This window comes from Acinetobacter calcoaceticus, assembly GCF_900520355.1.
Lineage (GTDB): Bacteria > Pseudomonadota > Gammaproteobacteria > Pseudomonadales > Moraxellaceae > Acinetobacter > Acinetobacter calcoaceticus_C.
On the sequence record NZ_LS999521.1, the window covers coordinates 3,633,826 to 3,652,017 of the forward strand.

The window sequence follows — 18,192 nt, forward strand, 5'->3', positions numbered from 1 at the left end:
CAATAATAACACGCTACTATGGTGCTGTGCTTGGACGCAATGTCGTTGTTGTTACCGTATTTTTAGTACGGTTCACCTCAGGGTCAGGTAACTGTAAAGTTTGCTTTTGCACTGCTGGCTCTACAGTAACTGGTGTAATGACTGTTGTACTTTTGCCACCAGAAGGAACCTGTTGATAATTTTTTGGCTGAGAGGCAATACTTGGCGGCGTCATTTTTTGATTGTAGACGTCATCAACCTGTTCAGGCAGTTTGGCAAAATTGCCATTTTTATCCATCGCCAATTGCAAGCTGTAAAGTTGGCTATAGCGCTGCTGAGACAAACGGCGTACATCATTTGCATCACCCACAATTGTTGGATGAATAAAGACAAGTAGATTACGCTTGATATTACTTCGAGTATCCGATCGGAACAATCTACCTACGTATGGAATACTGCTTAATCCCGGTATTCCTTGGCGATTAAATTCAACATCATCAGATACTAAACCACCCAAAACCACCGTCTGTCCATGTTCAGCCAATACAGCCGTTTTAATAGCACGTTTATTGGTAATCAAATCGGCAGCCTGACCTTTACTCGCCTGAACATTTGAAACTTCTTGTTCAATTTCAAGTCGAACTGTGCCATTTTCACCTATGTGAGGTATAACTTTTAATGTCACCCCCACATCTTTACGTTCAACAGTTGTATATGGGTTGATACCGGTACTATTCGTAGTAACTGACCCCGTTACAAATGGAACGTTCTGACCTACAACAATATAAGCTTCTTCATTATCCATTGTCACAATAGATGGTGTAGACAATAAATTAGAAGCTGTATTTTCTTTTAATGCTTGAATTAGAGCGCCATAAAGTTGACGAGAACCATCTGCACCCTCTTTATATTTACCTAGTGCTATTGAACTACCCGCACCAATTGCACTTCCTAGACCAGAGGCACCGCCAGTTAGGTAACCTGCCGCAAGCGATGCCAAACTAGAACCTGCATTGGTAAAGTTAATTAAACCTATACCACTATTAATATCACCAAGTGCCCACTGCACCCCCAATTGATCGGCATCTTTCCCAGAAACTTCAATAATCGCTGCTTCAATGAGTACCTGCTGACGGCGGATATCAAGCTGCTGGATAGCAGACTCAATTTCACGCATTAACTGTGGATCAGCCTTAACAACTAATGAGTTTTGGGCATTATCCGCAATAATGCTTACACCATTTTGGTTAAAGCTACTGATATTATTCTGATTATTACTATTTGAATTACCATTCAAATTTATTGAAGGCGTAGAAATTGAAGTACCACTTGAACCTGAGCTTGTTGAACCTGAATTTTGGTTATTACCCATTAAATTATTGATCGGATTCGACGAGTTAGAAGAATTATTACTATTTGACGAAGAAACTGCTTGTCCTGTTACAAGGCCTTGTAAAATTTCTGATAAATTTTTTGCACTTGCATATTTTAATCGAAAAACTTTTAGGCCCCCTAAACGGTCTGCCGAAGGCACATCTAGCATTTCAATCATGTGGCGAATGCGCTTACGTGTTTCAGGATCACCTTTAACCATAATACGATTCGTTCGATTGTCTGCAATAATACGGATACGTGCGCCACTAAAATCTTTCGAAGCTCCTGTTGCACTCATTGCTTCAAGTTGAGTAATGATTTCCTCTGCCTGACTCGATTGCAAATTAATAGCTTCAATATCATTTTGCCCCGTACCGTCGAGGTTACGAATGATATTCTCAAGTTGATATATATTCGCAGCTCGGTCTGAAACAATCAGCGCATTCGTGCCTGCTATTGCAGCCATATGCGCAAATTGAGGCATTAAAGGGCGAAGTGCGGGAATTAAGTCATTTGGATTGGTATTTTCAAGCCAAATCACTCGAGTGACGATTTGATCACCCCGCAGTCTATTTCTAGAATCGTAAGGAATTCCTGAATTTTTAACATTGCTATCCGGCACCAGTTTAATGGTGTTCCCAGAGGGAATTGCCACTACCCCATTTACATTTAAGACCCCAAGAAATAGATCATAAACTTCATCTTTATTGAGGGGTTTATTGGATATTACGGTGACATTGCCACGCACTCGCGGATCTACTGCAAAGTTTTTCCCAGTAATGTCTGCAACTTCATTAATAAATGCAGTTAAGTCAGCATCACGTAAATTGATCTTCCATGTCTGGGCATAGGCACTGCTGCTCACTGTCGCAATCAATGGGGCTGCTGCAAGTAATGCCCAAAGTGGACGTTGATGATTCAAAAAAGCCATAACTTGCGATATTTCCTAACTCTTATGGTGACGTGTTATCACTAAAAATTTTGTTGTATGGTCATCACTTGATCACCACGTTTTATTTCTAATTTCACTTGCCCAGCTCGACGAGCCTGTTCAAGTAACTGCACATCCGTTTGTCCCTGCCCAACCGTTTGACCATTTAAAGAAACAATACGGTCACCCGGCCTTAAACCTAACTTATTTCGAAGCGCAATGGGTGTACGTTCTGTAACTTCAAAACCTTCGCTTGAGTTCCCGCTTACGCCCATATCACGTAGATATTGTTCACGGTTACCTTGCATTTGCTGAATAGCCTGTCCAAGCGCTTCTTGAGTACTATTAGCCGAAGGTGCCTGTTGAGTAGCGGTCGGCGGATTTGCTGGGGATACCTCTGGATTAGGTGGTTGATATAACCCATTTGGCAAACCTTTAAATTGAAGCTCACGCGTACTTCCATTACCTTGACGCAATATCACGTGATCCCAATAAACTTCTGCTAGCTGGTAGGAGGTAGAGGCTATTGTTTCACCCACCCGATACCGGTCAGCAGTATTATCAAGCTTAATAACAGCCGAAGAAAAACGGTTCGGATAACCCACTATCACACCTTGCAATTCTAGGTTGACATTTTCCTGAGCTGCATTGGCTGAAGGTTCATTAAAAAGCGAAAAAGTACTAATGTTAGGAATTTGTGGCTGCTGTGATCCTAACTCTACCCGATCGAACTGCATCATTTGAGGAGGTGCAATAACCCACCAAAATAATGAAGCCAATTTCCAGCATAGCCATAAAATTAAAAAGGCGAATACAATAACGCTTAGCCGATCTAATTTTTGCCATTGTAGTTGCTGTAATTTTTCAATCCATACTTTCATTAGTTACCCCCTTGCATCAAAGGTTGGCGAGAACTAATGACAAATGTATCTAAACCAGCTTTCCCATCATAAGATGGAATATTCAGTAATAATCTTTGTGTAAGCTGCACATCAAGCATCATATTGGCATCTAATAAAAGGTTTGCCATTTTTTGACTGCGTTGATCACGTATATCTATCTGTAATTGACCATTTTGATCCGTTAATTGCCCATTTAAAGAAGGCATATTCATTCGGTCTTGACGGTCACCAATATTATAAATTAAAGCACCACCACCCCAATGCAATTGGCCATCAACTGCGGCGAAACCTTGCTCTTTTTTATAATTAAAATCAATATCTTTTAACTGGATACTGTTCACAGGCCATTGCCAGTTCACAACTTGTTTTAATGTTTCAGGCGCGATTTGACCATTCATTGTCCTTACAAGTACTTTTTTACCCATACCATAAGCCATTACCCCAGATAATTGGGTATTTCCACTATGGATATCTACATCAGCCGCGAACCTTAATAAAAACATGTCAAGAGGTCTAGTTTTCCAATGAATCGAGCCTCTCAAAGTACCGCGCCGCCAATCTGCTTGGCCTTGCCAGATATTTCCACTTACATTGTGTAGAGTTTGATTATTCTTTGAAAATTTAGAAATAAGCCACGTCGCGGGGATCTGTAAAATAATAAAAATTAAAAATGCAATGAGGGCAAATAACCACCACTTCCATTGCTTAGACTTTTTCTTCATTCAGCCTTACCAACATGCAAATTATCGTCCTTATTTTGAGAGTAGCTCCCTAGTCTGACATTATGCATACTTTTTCAACATCGCCAATTCACTTCATATAAAAAAACCAAGCAATCAGGCTTGGCTTCTGTATTAAGACTATAAGTTGAACGTATGACAAAATCATGAAAACTGGCTAATCAACTTACTAAGTGTACATTTGATCTCAACAATCTATTTAAAAATGAATTTAAGCACTCAATTTTTTAAATAATATTTACTACAAAATTTTAGATATTTTCACGCATAAAAAAAGCCAAGCAGATTTGCTTGGCTTTTTATTATGAGCAATACAATTAGATTAAGAAATCTTCAAGTTTTGCGCCTTTTTCAATTTCAGCAACTAACCAGCGTGGTTGTTTACCACGACCAGTCCAAGTCTCTTCAGAATTGTTTTTGTTACGGTAACGAGGTTCTACAGATTTACGTGTAGTTTTCTTACGTTTTTGAGCACCAAATTCAAGAAGCTGTTCAACAGTAAAGCCAACTTTTTCAGCAATCTCGATAATTTGATTATAAGCATCTTCGATTGCTTGATCTTTTTTACTCACAATTAAAGCTTCCGCTTCTTCTTGTAAACGTTTTAACTCTTCAACAGATAATTCACTGATATCCGGTTTCATTAATAAATACTCCAGTCTTACAGACAATTCAAAATAATACAGACAAAATTTAAAAACATAAAATCAAGACCAATATTATTTATAATCTATTCAATAAGCAATAGTTTGAAAGCCGTGTTCATCAGAATAACCAAAAAAATTACCTTTTAATTACATTATTAATTATAAATGAAATATATTTAATTAATATTTATTTAAGATAAATGTATTAAGTCATGTCCAACAGTTTTTTCTAGCTCTATAATTTTTTGTTTTATTTCCTGAGGTATTTCACATTTCCGTTCTGTTAATTTATCTACGCATACCATAACAGCTTCACCAGTAGCCACAATTTGTTGTTGTGTTTCACTCCATAATATATAAGCCATACGGAACGCACTATTACGGAGCTCTTCCACGCGAACACCGACTTTCAACACATCAGGATAAAAAACTGGCTTTAAGTATTTACACTGACTTGAGGCTACAACGGTATATAATTGTGGCGTTAATATATTTATCGCTTCCATATATAAAATACGTGAGCTTTCAATATATCGATAATATTGTACATTATTGACATGACCAAAAGCGTCCATATCTCCCCACGCTACTTTCTGTTCATATATTATCGGGTAGACAGACAGTTCTTTCATTTTTGCCTCATATTTTAAATTTTAAAAAATTCGCATCATTTTCAAAGATTAGGTTTAACTGATTGATTAACGCTTCATCTTCTTTAAGGGTAGACTTAATACGCAAATAGCTCATTAAAATATTATCTGGATATAATGTTAATAATGTTTCAGCCTCTGCTTGACGTCCGGTTGCCATATAGACATGCCATTTTGCAAAAGTTAAAACTGGCAAATTCATATATTGATTTTCAAATTCGATAATTTTTTCTTCGACATCAGCATAGTCTGGAACCTGTTTAAGCAACTGTTGCTGAAACCACAGGTAAAATACTTCTGGATCGAACTGCTCTTTTAATAGGTGTAGTGTTAAGGCGGCATGCTGCATGCTCATATCAGGCATACGCGCTAATAGTTTGAGCCATAACAACTTACTACTATAAGGTCGAGTTTGAATCTCAGACTCTAAATCTAGATAACGTTGTTGCAAGGCATGCAAGTCGTCAATTGAAGCTTGATCAAACTGCTGAAGAAGTTGCTGCAACCATAAATCACGGTGCTCAGCATCTAATAATCCATACTTCATTGACCGTAAATATACCCATGGATGTTGCAGCGCTAATTGCCCCCATAACGCAGTTAATCTTTGCTGGTAGGCAGTTTCTATTTCCTCAAGCCAAGGTGATAACTGATGCTGGTATAAAAATTCGAGATGAGTTAATGCACGGTCAGCTTCGTTTTGGGCTAAAAAGATTTCGATTCGCTCTAACTCTGCCAATTCAAATGCCATGGGCGGTGATTGATCTAAAGCAGTTAATGCTTTTGGATAATCTCCACTTAAAACCAGAAATCTGGCATCAATAATATTTTTTAAAAGTCCTGATTGAGTAAAAACACGTTCAATAAATACACGTTGGTCTTCGGCGGCTTCTAATAACCAAACAATACCTAATTGCTCATAGGGATGAAGGTTTTTAAACTGGAAAATGTTTTCATTTTTTCTTTGCTCACGAGAGGAATATCGTTTAACCCAAAGCCATATGAGTTGAGCAATAAAACTCATCACCACAAAAGCAAGGGTTAATCCCCAGACATTTGTTTGCAACTGCAATTGTCGCCAGTAGATATAGACATACCCTATTCCATAGCCATAACTAAATAAAGCTAAAGCTGCAAAGAGTATTAAGCTAATTACGAAATAAACCGACAGGAGGTGTTTCATATCTCCTCCTTATGAGCCAATTAGACCAAGTGTAGATAATTTAGGAACAGGCACTACCGATAAATGTGCCACTTTAGCAATACGTTTTTTTAACTGCTGACTGGTTGCATCAGGCATTTCATCTAACTTTTGCATCACAGATTGCAACTCATTTTGAAACTCTGTCATTTTCCCTTGATTGAGTGCCTGTTCAGCAATTAATAATCTTAGTTGAACTTCTTTGAGCACTACACTTCGATTCATTAAATTAATAGATGGGTTTTCTACTTTTTCTATACGGAACCATTTTTTCCACCAAGATACAGCCTCTGATTGATCCATCTCAAGTTTAGGCTGAGCTAAAGCTTGCTGAATATTTTTATCAATCGTCTGTAATAAATCGTCAATCAATTGATGGCGTTGATTTTGAGCCAATGTAAATTGTTGAACTGCCTGCTTATCCTGCTCAAGCGATTGATTTAAGCTTTGTTGCAATGCAGGAGCAATTTCATAATGCACAACGGATTGCTGCAATTGGTTTAATTGATCAACTGCATAAATCAATTGTTGCTGATCAATTGCAAATTGAATTAAATCCAATTTTTGTTTTATTAAAACTGTAGGAGCAATCCCCATCGGTGGAGCTTCTAAATTGCTGGCTGGACTCAGTTTATTGCCTATATTTACGGGCTGATTCTGTAATTGTCGCTGCAAAGCAACCAATTGATCATTTAGATTGGCATAGTGCTGTTCTGATTGAAGCAGACTTTGCTTAAGCTCAGGAACAGTACGAGAAATTTGCCACATATCGTAACTGAGCTTAGCCAACCAAGCCACGCCCAGTAAAATAATGATAGAAACAAGTTTTCTCATACGAATCCTTATAATGCCTGAATGTGATGAATCATCCCCGAAGGCGATAAATTTTCAAGTTGAATAATGTGAAAATGAGCCTGTTGCTGATCGCGATATTCTTTAACAATTTGAAAAAGACGTGGTCCTAAAACCAAATATACACAATCAGGTTTTATATTATTTTTTGAACAAAGCTCTAACCAATACTTCCAGCTCGCCTCACTCGTAATTAAGACCAGCCATTTATTTAAATTATAATTTGAATTCTGTGTTAGATGTTTGAATGTGGAATATGAAGTTTCTGGGCACTGCCGATGATATAAAACGAAATTTAAAATCTGAATTCCTTGCTGCTGCAAAGTCTCCATCATAAATTGACGTCCACCTTCTCCCCGCCAAAAAGCGATGCTACCGGCCTGCTTCATATGATGCAGAATAGGTAGATTTAACATCCCCTCAGAAGTTTCAACATCTGGAATATGCGCTTCTATTCCATACTCATTTAGACAATTGGCCGTTGACTGCCCAACGGCAATCCACTGAATATGTTTTAAATCACTGAGCTTTAAACCACTTTGCAGTAAATACTTCATCCCCACATCAACAGCGGTTGGGCTCACTACAACGATAGCTTGTGCCTTAACTAATTGTCGATAAAGCTGAAGTAAATGTTCGGAAAAGGGTTTAGCAACGAGTTCTAAAAGAGGTAAAGACTCAACCTGATAACCTTCATTTTGCAAAACTTCAGTTAATTCTGCAGCCCGAGAATCAGGTCGAGTATTAATAAACAACATAGCTTAGTAGAGAGCCTTTAATAGCTCGCCAGCACCTTGATCAAGTAAGTTTCGAGCAAGGTTTTCACCTAATTGATGAGCATTGCTGGCTTCATCTGTCAGTTCAGCACGTAATAATGTTTGACCATCAGGACTTCCGACACGCCCTTCAATATGGATTTTTCCATTTTGTAGTGTGGCATAACCTGCAATGGGTACCTGACAACCACCTTCAAGATAAGCATTAAAAGCACGCTCAGCACGCACACAAACATCTGTTTCTTGGTGTAATAATGGTTGAATTAAAGCTAATACATCTTGGTCAGCCGCACGGCATTCCAAGCCCAATGCACCTTGTCCCACCGCAGGCAAACTAATATCTGGTGTTAAACAATGACGAATACGTTCTGACAGCCCTAACCGCTTCAAACCAGCACTGGCCAAAATAATCGCGTCATACTGACCGTCATCTAGCTTTGCTAAACGTGTTCCAACATTTCCACGCAAGTCAATAATTTGCAAATCAGGGCGTTGTTTTAAAATCTGAGATTTACGACGTAAACTTGATGTACCAACTTTTGCACCTTGAGGTAGATCAGCAAATTTTTCAAATTGATTTGAAACGAAAGCATCTAATGGATCTTCACGTTCACAAATGACCGCCAAGGTTAAACCTTCTGGCAAAGCCATCGGAACATCTTTCATTGAATGTACAGCTAAATCTGCACGCCCATCTAAAAGTGCTGCTTCTAACTCTTTAACAAACAGCCCTTTCCCACCAATTTTTGCTAAAGGCGTATCTAAAATTTTGTCGCCCTGCGTGACAAACTTAACCAACTCCACCGTTAAATCGGGGTGAAGCTCCTGTAATCGGGCACGAATATATTCTGCCTGCCAAAGAGCAAGTGGGCTTTGTCGTGTAGCAATTTTCAAGGTTTTCATAAATTCAAGCATGGGCTGGTCAAACAATACACCCTAAACTTAACTTGATCCCTTAAAAATGCAAGTAAAATCTCGCACGTCCAAGATAACTCTTTTTAAGTTTAGAGCTGATGAATCCGGTCTCTAAGCATAGATAAATGTCGACGGCTCACCGAAAGTCGTTCATCTAAACCACGTAATCGAACCTGATATTGTCCCGAACTGACCAACTCCAATCCATCTAAATAGGCAACCGCAACTAATGCATTGCGATGAATACGAATAAATTGATCTGCAAATTCGGTTTCAAGCTCTTTTAATGTTTCATCAATTAATACACTGCCATTTTGATGACGCACCGTGACATATTTCTGATCTGCTAAAAAATAATAAATATTTTCAACAGGAATCAGCTCAACTCCACGATAGGTTTTTGCGGCAATTTGATGCCGTTGTGTTTTTAGATCATGTAAAAAATCATGTTGTGGCAAAGCATTGAGCTGTGCTTGAGTCAGTTGAGTCAGTTGACTAAAAACTTGTTCAAGTTCTTGAGGATCAATGGGTTTAAGAAGATAAGCTTGAGCCTGAGATTTAAATGCTTCCAATGCATGTTGATCATAGGCAGTACAAAATACGATAGCAGGTCGTGGATTGAATTGACTTAACTGTTCTGCGCAGACAAGACCATTCATACCTGGCATTTGAATATCAAGTAAGATTACATCCGGTTGATGAAGCCGCGCCTGTTCCAAGGCCTCTTGTCCATGATGAGCTGTTGATACAACTTCATGTCCCATCTTTGAAACTAAACGTGATAATCGCTCCACTGCAAATGGTTCGTCATCACAAATCAGCACCTTCATTCATCCTCCTTGTCACCGTTAACTTGATCCATTTTTTTATGGTTAACTCTGACTAACTTATTATTTTGTTTGATATTGATAGCTCATAATGGTGGTATATAAGGCTTTACCTTTATAAACCTGAAATCTTACGGAATTCCCATAATATGCTTTCAGGCGTTGTTTTACATTTTCAAGCGCGATTCCATGCCCTTTCCGTGAATTTATTGTATCGTCTGTATATGGGTTGGTAATGACTATACTGACCTGATTTTGCAATATTTCAACCAATACCCCTATGGTTGCTTTGCCCAACATTGGTTCTACCCCATGAAAAATACTATTCTCTAACAAGGGTTGTAATGTCAATAAAGGAATAGTGATCTGTTTCAGTTGCACAGGTGAAAGCTCAATTTTCCACTCTACTTTTAAACGTTCTCCCAAACGCACCTGCTCAATCATTAAATATTGTTTACTCAGCTCAATTTCTTCATGCAGACTCACCAATTTCAATTCTTGGAAGCTTGCGCGAAATAAACGTGACAGGCTAATCAACATACCTTCTGCTTTGTCTGGGTCTATCGCAATTAAACTCACCACATTATTTAAACTATTAAATAGAAAATGAGGATGAATTCGTGCTTGCATGGCCTGAATACGGGCATTTAATTCTGCATATCGTTGATGCAACCACTGTTCTCTGACATATAGATAACGTAAGCAGAAAGCCCCCAGCAATATTCCATAACTTAGATATAAAGGCACATTGGTAAAATAAATGCTCCAGTTCTGTGTTAAAGAAGCATGCTTATTTAAAAGACCAAACTGAAAAAAATTACTCATTAAGGTCGTCAAAACAACAATGCCTTGCAGCATCACAAAACCGATAGCCAAGGCAAATTCTTGACGCAAACTGCTAAAAAAACCTTGAAAGCGTTCAACTAAGGCAAAAAACGACAATATTATCCAGTTAATAAAAACGATGTATTGTAAAAGACGTCCACCGCTTAATGCTTGCCATGACTGGGCTTCAGCCAGTGCCAAAACCAGTGCCAAAATGTTACTTGCGATAATTAATTCGAATAAGTGTTGCCAACGCCCGTTTTTCGTAAAAAAATAGGAGGAATTTTGATTTCGGTATGCTGTAGGAAACAACTTTGTTTGTTGAGCTTCGGCAAGTGATATACTCTTTTTTATTTTACTGAGCCACCATGACCACATCTTCAAATCCCCCTAATTCAGTAACCCCAGACCAAACCTCAGGTATGTGGGGTGGTCGTTTTTCTGAAGCGACGGATGCTTTTGTAGCCGAATTTACCGCCTCTGTTCAGTTTGACCAGCGTTTTTATAAACAAGACATCGCGGGTTCTATTGCGCATGCTACCATGCTTGCGAAAGTTGGCGTACTCACAGAAGCAGAACGCGATGACATTATTGAAGGTTTAAGCACCATTCGCTCAGAAATTGAGGCTGGAACCTTTGAATGGCGCATCGATCTTGAAGATGTTCACATGAACATTGAATCACGTTTGACTCAACGTATTGGTATTACAGGTAAAAAATTACACACTGGTCGTAGCCGTAACGATCAGGTTGCAACCGATATTCGTCTTTATCTACGTGATGAAATTGATGACATTTTAAAATTATTAAAGCGCCTACAAAAAGGCTTGTTAGGCTTGGCTGCCAAAAATGTAAATACAATTATGCCGGGCTTCACACATTTACAAACTGCTCAGCCCGTGACTTTTGGTCACCACTTGCTGGCTTGGTTTGAAATGTTAGTGCGTGACTCTGAGCGTCTTCAAGATTGCCGTAAACGTGTCAACCGTCTGCCACTTGGTTCTGCCGCTCTTGCCGGCACAACATATCCGATTGACCGCGCTTACACAGCAGAATTATTAGGCTTTGAAGCTGTATGTGAAAACTCACTCGATGCTGTATCTGACCGTGATTTTGCCATCGAATTTAATGCAGCTGCATCTTTAATTATGATGCACTTATCACGTATGTCAGAAGAACTGATTCTTTGGACTTCTGCACAGTTCAAATTTGTAAATATTCCTGACCGCTTCTGTACTGGTTCTTCAATCATGCCACAGAAAAAAAACCCAGATGTTCCTGAACTAATCCGTGGTAAATCAGGCCGTGTATTTGGTGACTTAATTAGCTTACTTACGCTCATGAAAGGTCAACCGTTGGCTTACAACAAAGACAACCAAGAAGATAAAGAACCTTTATTTGATGCGATCGATACGGTTCGTGGTTCACTCATGGCTTTCGCAGACATGATTCCTGCATTGGTTCCAAATATTGAAATCATGCGTGAAGCTGCACTTCGTGGTTTTTCAACTGCAACCGATCTAGCTGACTATTTAGTGAAAAAAGGCGTTGCTTTCCGTGATGCGCATGAAATTGTAGGTAAAGCAGTTGCATTAGGCGTAGCTGAAGAAAAAGATTTATCTGAATTAACGCTTGAGCAATTACAACAATTCTCAGACTTAATTACAGCAGATGTATTTGATAAAGCTCTAACACTAGAAGCTTCTGTAAATGCACGTGATCATATTGGCGGAACTTCACCAAAACAGGTTGAAGCTGCGATTGCTCGTGCCCATACACGTTTAGAACAGTTATACGCTTAAGGATAAAACATGAGCCGACAAGTATTTTGCCGCAAATATCAAAAGGAAATGGAAGGTCTAGACTTCGCTCCTTTTCCTGGTGCTAAAGGCCAAGATTTTTTTGAAAATGTTTCTAAACAAGCATGGCAAGAATGGTTACAACACCAAACTACGCTGATTAATGAAAAGCGCTTAAATGTGTTTGAACCAGATGCGAAGAAATTTCTTGAAGAACAACGTGAAAAATTCTTCAACAATGATGAGAGCGTAGAAAAAGCTGAAGGCTGGAAACCAGAATAATCGGTTTGTTTTAGCTTACTCATCATTAAAAAGGCAGGGCTATATACATAGACCTGCCTTTTTTTACGTGAAACTTACACAAGCATAAAAAGCCTTACATAGAGCGAACAGGACTCTACATGACATAAAAAAGCGAAGAACTTAATATCAATTTATAGCAAGAAGGCCACGATCCCTGTCGTGTTTTCTCTTAATGTACTTGATTTTCTGTCCTGAACTTCCCCCCAAAGTTCGGGACATTTTTTTATCTATTATTTTTAAACAAATAAAAAAAAGGCCTTGTTTCAAACAAGGCCTTTAAATATTTCAGCTCAAAATTACTTTTCGTGGACTTTAGCTTCAATTTCTTCAATTTTAGTATGGCGAGCATCAAAGCCTTTTGCCATATAAATGACTTGCTCAGCAATGTTACGGGCATGGTCACCAATACGCTCTAAAGAACGTAAAACCCACATCACATTAATTACACGAGCAATATGACGCGGGTCTTCAATCATATACGTCATTAATGTACGCGTTGCTGATTGATACTCGCGGTCAATGTCCGCGTCGGCTAAAAGCACACGTAAAGCCTGATCTGCATCTAAACGCGCAAAAGCATCAAGCGCGTCATGAATCATGACACGAACTTGGTTACCAATATGACGGGTTTCCATATAGCCACGTGGGGAGCCGCCCTCTTCACAGAGGTTTTGTGCAATACGTGCAATTTTTGCAGCTTCATCACCAATACGTTCGAGGTCTGTATTAGCTTTGCTCATTGCAATAACCATACGTAGGTCAATCGCTGCAGGATGACGACGTGCCAAAATTAACGTAAGGCCTTCATCAATATCACGTTCATATTGATTAACTGCGTTATCTTTAAACTGAACGTCAATTGCTAAATTTGCATCTGTATCAAGCAAAGCATGAATTGCATTTGCGACCTGTTGTTCGACCAAGCCACCCATGGTCATAAACTTTGTGTTTACATCTTGCAAATCTTCATTAAATTGAGAAGAAATATGATGGCTTAACACCGGATTACTTGGACTCAAGGGAAGCCTCCAACATGATGGCGCAGGAATAAAATGATTGAGCATTAGAACACAGCAATCATTAAGTTTTTATGACAAAATTAAAATTCAGATAAAAGCATTTTATTACTGATAGGTTAACCAGTTATTTAGCTCGACTAGATCTTTTTCACCTAACTGACCTACTGCAGCTTTTAAACGAAGTACATTCAATAAATAATCATATTGAGCATTAAGATAATCCTGTTTTGCCGAAAAAGCATTACGCTGTGCTAATAAAACATCAACCATACTTTTCAAGCCTTCGTTATAACTCGCTTTTGAAGCTTGGGAAACTAAAGAAGACGAATCCATGGCAGCTTTTCTTGCTTCGAGTTTTGCTTGATCGGTATCGACCTGCATAAAGGCACTTTTCACATCGACATTGGCACGGCGAATGGCCGCATCAAGTTGAGCCTGAGCTTTACTGGCTTCTACGGTCGCTTTTTTAATTGATGTTCTGGTGCGCCCACCATTAAATAAATTCCAGTTCATTTCCACACCCACCTGATCAAATTTTCCATCAGTCGAAATGAGTGTCTCTGGGGTCTGTTTGGTATATCCGTAGCTTGCAACAGCATCAATTTGAGGATAAAGCGCGGCCTTTTCTACACGGCGCTGATCTTCACTATATTTTTGCTGTAATCGGGCTTGCTGGATCTTTAAGTTTTTTTGCTGCGCCAAAGAAAGCCAATCATTAATCTGGGCTGGATAAGGTTTTTGAAAAGTGAAATCACTTCGCAGTACAGCAAGTTTATCTTGATAAGAACCAATATATTCAGAAAGCTGTTCTTGGGCTAAAAGTAATTGAACATTGGTTGAAATACGGTTGGCTCTGGCATTTTGATATTGAGCATTTGCTTCACTCACATCACTACGTGCCACTAAACCCTCTTTGAGTTTGGCATTCATCATATTGAGCTGTTCAAGCAAAGCTTTTTCTTCTTGTATGTATGCAACCCCCAATGCCTGCTGACGCAGCACATTAAAATAGGCTTCTGCTACATTTAACACATGATCTTGTTTTTGCAGTCTTAAAGTGATTTCACTTAAAGCAACCGAAGTTTTAACCTGCTTATAACCTTCCCAAGCATCCATTCGAAATAGTGGCTGGCGTGCTGTTAAAGTCGCTTGACGAGTCGTTGAAGTATTACTCACCAAAGCATCTGAAAGCCCTTCTTGGTCAACGCCCGGAAAGTTTGAACGTTTTACAGTTTGTCGATTACGGGTAATGTTTCCAGACAATGTGACCGTTGGTAATAAAGCTCCTGTTGCCAAGCCTAAATTAAGTTGATCTGCTTCAAATTGTTGTTGATTGGCTTGCCATGTCGGATCATTTTGTTTTGCGCGCTCATAAGCTTCAACCAAATCTAGAGCAAAACCTGAAGATGCAAAACTCCAAAGGCCCATAGCGACCATTAATTTTATTTTCATTGTTCAAATCAACGATAAAACTTGCCCTTAAGACTAAGAAAAATTCGAATCAAACTCAAGCCATTAAAAGTTTTAGTTTTTTAAGCGTTCTCGGTTTTTGACAATATTAAAATACAAGTAAAAATCAAAAACATGCCTATCCAACCCACCCATGAAATATGCTCACCCACCAACACAATGGCAAAAATCGCAGCGACTAAAGGTTCAAATAAAGTTAAGGTCGTCGCTTTGCTAGCATTTACTGTTTTTAGACCAAAACCGAAAAGTAAATAACCCAAAAACATAGGAATCAGCATCATATAACCAGCAACAAGTAAGTTTGTTGAACTTTGCAACAACCCTCCACCTGTAACCAATAAAGTTGGAAGCAAAATCACTGCGCCACCACCCATAATCATGCCCATTGCAGCTTTAGCCGCGACACCTCGGTCTATTAATCTTTTCGCAGCCCATGAATAAAGTGAATAAGTTGTAGCCGCGACAAGCCCAAGAAAAATACCAAAAATTTTATTCCATTCATTTGTACCCTCTTGGACCGCATGACTTTCCCCCATCGACAACATTGTTACGCCAAGCACACCGCAAATGAAGCTTAAAAACCAAATTTTCGATAAAGATTTACGATCAAAGTAACGTTCTAAAATGGCTGCGATCAGTGGCGCTGAACCAATAGAAACCACAGTGCCGATCGTAATCCCTGCATAATGCATTGAAGAATAAAAAGCTAAGGGATAAATACCAACGGCCACAATACCTAAAAGCAGTATTGAAAGATTTTCTCTTATAAATTTTCGGTTTTCCCGTATCGCCTGTGAAGCAACCAAGGCTTGTAAAAGCCCACCGCCACCCATAGCCACAGCACCAATAGCGAGTGGACCAAGTGTTGGTGCAAATGCGGCAGCAGTACCTGTTGTTCCCCATAAAACAGAGGCAACTAAAATCGCAATTGTGCCGCCATAACTACTATTTTTAATAAGGCTAATCATGTGGGCATTCTCTCTTTAGAAAATCGTCCGCCATTTGCTTTGCTAATAGGAGTTGACGACTATTGCCTTCCAACCCAGCTCTTGCCATAGAGCCTTCTAAAAGAAAGGAAAGCTGCGTAGCGACATAGCTAACACGCTGCAAGTCTGGTATTAATTTTTTTAAATGCTCGGCAACAATGGCCTCGACTTCTTCTTTATGCTGCCTTACCGCATTTCGACCTACACTGTTCGCTGGAAACTCTGCCGCAGCATTTAATAATCCACACCCTCTGAAGCCCTTTTCATAGGCAAACTCTGCATGGTCTTGATAGGCATCAAACACGGCTAGAATAGCTTCTTTAGATGATTTTGTTTTTTCTAAACGGTTTTGATAGAGATCAAGCCATTCTTGATGCCGCGTAGCAATATAGGCATCGACAAGCTCGCTTTTTGAAGAAAAATTATTATAAAGCGACATTTTAGCGACATCTGCTTTAGCCGTAACCGAATTAATTCCTGTTGCAGTAATACCATCGTTATAAAACAAAGTTGCAGCAGCATCGAGAATCTTCTGTCTTGCAGATTTATCATTCATAGCTTTATTTTTTAAGTAGACCGATCTACCTAATAATAAAGATTTCTAACAATGATGCAATCTTTTTCCGAGTTATAATTTGATCAATGTTCACTTCGATAAAAATACAATGATGAAAAAAGTTCTAATGATGAGTATGTGCAGTGCACTACTTTTAGTTGGCTGCAATAAGACATCGCAACAAGATCAAGCTGTCGCAAAAGAGCAGAAATCAGCTGAACAAAAGCCTGTAAACAAACCAGATAACAGCTGCATACAGATCAATGCCGCAATGCAGAAAATCAATCAAACCAGCAAAATAGAAGACTTAAATCAAATTAACGAGAAGCTGAAAACGTGTGTTCCATCTTTGAAGAATGATGAACAGCTTAAGCTGATGGATGCATCAACTACCATGTATCAACGTTTTCTTAAGCAAGACTACACTGACAAAACAGCCAGAGCGTTTGAAGCTTTTGGCTATGCTGTTTTAGAACAAAAACAACGAGACCCTAAAAAAGTCATCCAAAGCCAGAAAAAATTATTCGACCAACTTAGTCCACGTGACCAATACTTACTTCAACATAATGGTGAAGCCTATATTGACCTCCTTTATCAAGGCGAAGGTATGTTTACCTATCGACGTCAGCCCAACTATCTGGTTGATGTTTTTTCTAAAGCCTTACCAGTTGACCAAAAAGAGTTTTTAACTCGCATGGCGAAAGACAATCAGGATATTTTCTATAACGATGGTGCTTTGGCTGTTTCATGGAAAGAGCTCACTGAACGAGCACTTTTTTGGGAAAAATTTATTCAAAAATATCCCAAGAGCCACTTTATTAATGATGCCAAATTACTCTTTAACGAATATCGCTATTTTATTTTCTTTGGCTTAGACAATACGCCCGTGTCAGATGAATATGCGCCGAACACATGGTTTGATAAAGATGCGCTTCAGCAAATCCGTTTTCTATCTACACAAAACCAGTCGAGTTTAGCGAAACCTGCCCAGCAATTTCTTAAATTTATTGCCACGCCTGTAGAGGAACGCAAAGCACAATTTAAAATAGATTCAACTGACAAGAATGGCGATAAAAAATCAAATTATCAGATTACACATGAACAACTTGAGCAGTTATTAAAATTAGACTCCCCATGGAACACGGAAGTCTATCGCGACTGCCATATAGATGCCGTTTGTATAGATACAAATTGACAATGCCAGCCAACCTAAATCATGTTAGTCTGTAATTCGCTTGACGGAGCGCGAGTAATAGCTCGCTGAGATTGTGTAAATTCTGTGTCATCGCAACACAAGTTTGATCACAAGTACCGTTGAACCTGATCAGGTTAAGACCTGCGTAGGAATCAAGCCATCTAAAAACTAAAGCCTCAAATTTATCTAGTAAAGATAAATCCGCCATCGTTTTTGGTCGTGCTTGATTCGTTGATGTTATTCAT

General features: G+C 39.0%; 18 protein-coding genes and 1 riboswitch. Of the genes, 3 read left to right on the top strand and 15 right to left on the bottom strand.

The genetic code is table 11. From position 1 onward, the window contains the following. Positions 1-16: 16 nt before the first annotated feature. From gspD to AC2117_RS17445, 11 genes are all read right to left on the bottom strand, one after another. A complete protein-coding gene (gene gspD, locus AC2117_RS17395) occupies positions 17-2,284 on the bottom strand; it encodes a type II secretion system secretin GspD (RefSeq protein ID WP_133975733.1) in 2,268 nt (755 codons plus the stop codon). A gap of 41 nt (positions 2,285-2,325) precedes the next feature. After that, positions 2,326-3,165: a type II secretion system protein N gene (locus AC2117_RS17400; protein ID WP_133975735.1), complete on the bottom strand. Its 840-nt coding sequence runs from the start codon at positions 3,163-3,165 to the stop codon at positions 2,326-2,328. Beyond that, the gene (gene gspN / locus AC2117_RS17405; protein WP_133975737.1) at positions 3,165-3,908 is read right to left on the bottom strand and encodes a type II secretion system protein N; all 744 of its coding nucleotides are present in this window, start codon (positions 3,906-3,908) and stop codon (positions 3,165-3,167) included. Before gspN ends, AC2117_RS17400 begins: the two co-directional genes overlap by 1 nt. A 335-nt stretch (positions 3,909-4,243) precedes the next feature. Further along, the gene (locus AC2117_RS17410; protein WP_075431230.1) at positions 4,244-4,570 is read right to left on the bottom strand and encodes an H-NS family nucleoid-associated regulatory protein; all 327 of its coding nucleotides are present in this window, start codon (positions 4,568-4,570) and stop codon (positions 4,244-4,246) included. A gap of 194 nt (positions 4,571-4,764) precedes the next feature. Beyond that, positions 4,765-5,205, bottom strand: coding sequence for an acyl-CoA thioesterase (locus AC2117_RS17415; protein WP_003654484.1), 441 nt, complete (start codon positions 5,203-5,205; stop codon positions 4,765-4,767). 7 nt (positions 5,206-5,212) lie between these two features. Then, positions 5,213-6,406: a heme biosynthesis protein HemY gene (locus tag AC2117_RS17420; RefSeq protein ID WP_197730947.1), complete on the bottom strand. Its 1,194-nt coding sequence runs from the start codon at positions 6,404-6,406 to the stop codon at positions 5,213-5,215. Between the two features lie 9 nt (positions 6,407-6,415). Beyond that, positions 6,416-7,258, bottom strand: coding sequence for a hypothetical protein (locus tag AC2117_RS17425; protein ID WP_133975739.1), 843 nt, complete (start codon positions 7,256-7,258; stop codon positions 6,416-6,418). Between the two features lie 8 nt (positions 7,259-7,266). Next, positions 7,267-8,034 (bottom strand): uroporphyrinogen-III synthase, encoded by a 768-nt coding sequence (locus AC2117_RS17430; RefSeq protein ID WP_133975741.1) that lies wholly within the window; start codon positions 8,032-8,034, stop codon positions 7,267-7,269. A 3-nt stretch (positions 8,035-8,037) separates the two neighbouring features. Further along, positions 8,038-8,955 carry a hydroxymethylbilane synthase gene (hemC, locus tag AC2117_RS17435; protein ID WP_042895062.1) on the bottom strand — a complete coding sequence of 306 codons (918 nt, stop codon included), beginning with the start codon at positions 8,953-8,955 and terminating at the stop codon, positions 8,038-8,040. Between the two features lie 101 nt (positions 8,956-9,056). Beyond that, positions 9,057-9,797 (bottom strand): LytR/AlgR family response regulator transcription factor, encoded by a 741-nt coding sequence (locus tag AC2117_RS17440; protein WP_133975743.1) that lies wholly within the window; start codon positions 9,795-9,797, stop codon positions 9,057-9,059. A gap of 60 nt (positions 9,798-9,857) precedes the next feature. Then, positions 9,858-10,997 (bottom strand): sensor histidine kinase, encoded by a 1,140-nt coding sequence (locus tag AC2117_RS17445; protein WP_133975745.1) that lies wholly within the window; start codon positions 10,995-10,997, stop codon positions 9,858-9,860. Between AC2117_RS17445 and argH the strand changes: the two genes are divergently transcribed. Further along, complete coding sequence (gene argH, locus AC2117_RS17450; RefSeq protein ID WP_133975747.1) at positions 10,988-12,421, top strand: argininosuccinate lyase; 1,434 nt, start codon at positions 10,988-10,990, stop codon at positions 12,419-12,421. The two genes, AC2117_RS17445 and argH, sit on opposite strands and share 10 nt — an antisense overlap. Before the next feature lie 9 nt (positions 12,422-12,430). Beyond that, positions 12,431-12,700: an oxidative damage protection protein gene (locus AC2117_RS17455; RefSeq protein WP_004699209.1), complete on the top strand. Its 270-nt coding sequence runs from the start codon at positions 12,431-12,433 to the stop codon at positions 12,698-12,700. Positions 12,701-13,017: 317 nt separating this feature from the next. On the opposite strand, the gene phoU is transcribed toward AC2117_RS17455, so the two are convergent. The 4 genes from phoU to AC2117_RS17475 all read right to left on the bottom strand — a co-directional run bounded on the left by phoU (position 13,018) and on the right by AC2117_RS17475 (position 16,752). Further along, on the bottom strand, positions 13,018-13,740 hold the full coding sequence (gene phoU / locus AC2117_RS17460) for a phosphate signaling complex protein PhoU (protein WP_003654470.1): 723 nt from the start codon (positions 13,738-13,740) through the stop codon (positions 13,018-13,020). Between the two features lie 105 nt (positions 13,741-13,845). Then, complete coding sequence (locus tag AC2117_RS17465; protein WP_133976425.1) at positions 13,846-15,177, bottom strand: TolC family outer membrane protein; 1,332 nt, start codon at positions 15,175-15,177, stop codon at positions 13,846-13,848. A 95-nt stretch (positions 15,178-15,272) separates the two neighbouring features. Further along, positions 15,273-16,178, bottom strand: coding sequence for a DMT family transporter (locus AC2117_RS17470; protein WP_133975749.1), 906 nt, complete (start codon positions 16,176-16,178; stop codon positions 15,273-15,275). Continuing rightward, entirely contained in the window at positions 16,171-16,752 is a 582-nt protein-coding gene (locus AC2117_RS17475; RefSeq protein ID WP_133975751.1) for a TetR/AcrR family transcriptional regulator, read from the bottom strand. The genes AC2117_RS17470 and AC2117_RS17475 overlap by 8 nt, the downstream gene beginning before the upstream one ends. 109 nt (positions 16,753-16,861) lie before the next feature. On the opposite strand from AC2117_RS17475, the gene AC2117_RS17480 reads away from it, so the two are divergent. Next, the gene (locus tag AC2117_RS17480) at positions 16,862-17,947 is read left to right on the top strand and encodes a hypothetical protein (protein ID WP_227549212.1); all 1,086 of its coding nucleotides are present in this window, start codon (positions 16,862-16,864) and stop codon (positions 17,945-17,947) included. Positions 17,948-17,981: 34 nt separating this feature from the next. Further along, positions 17,982-18,116: riboswitch (TPP riboswitch) on the top strand. Positions 18,117-18,192 lie beyond the last annotated feature (76 nt).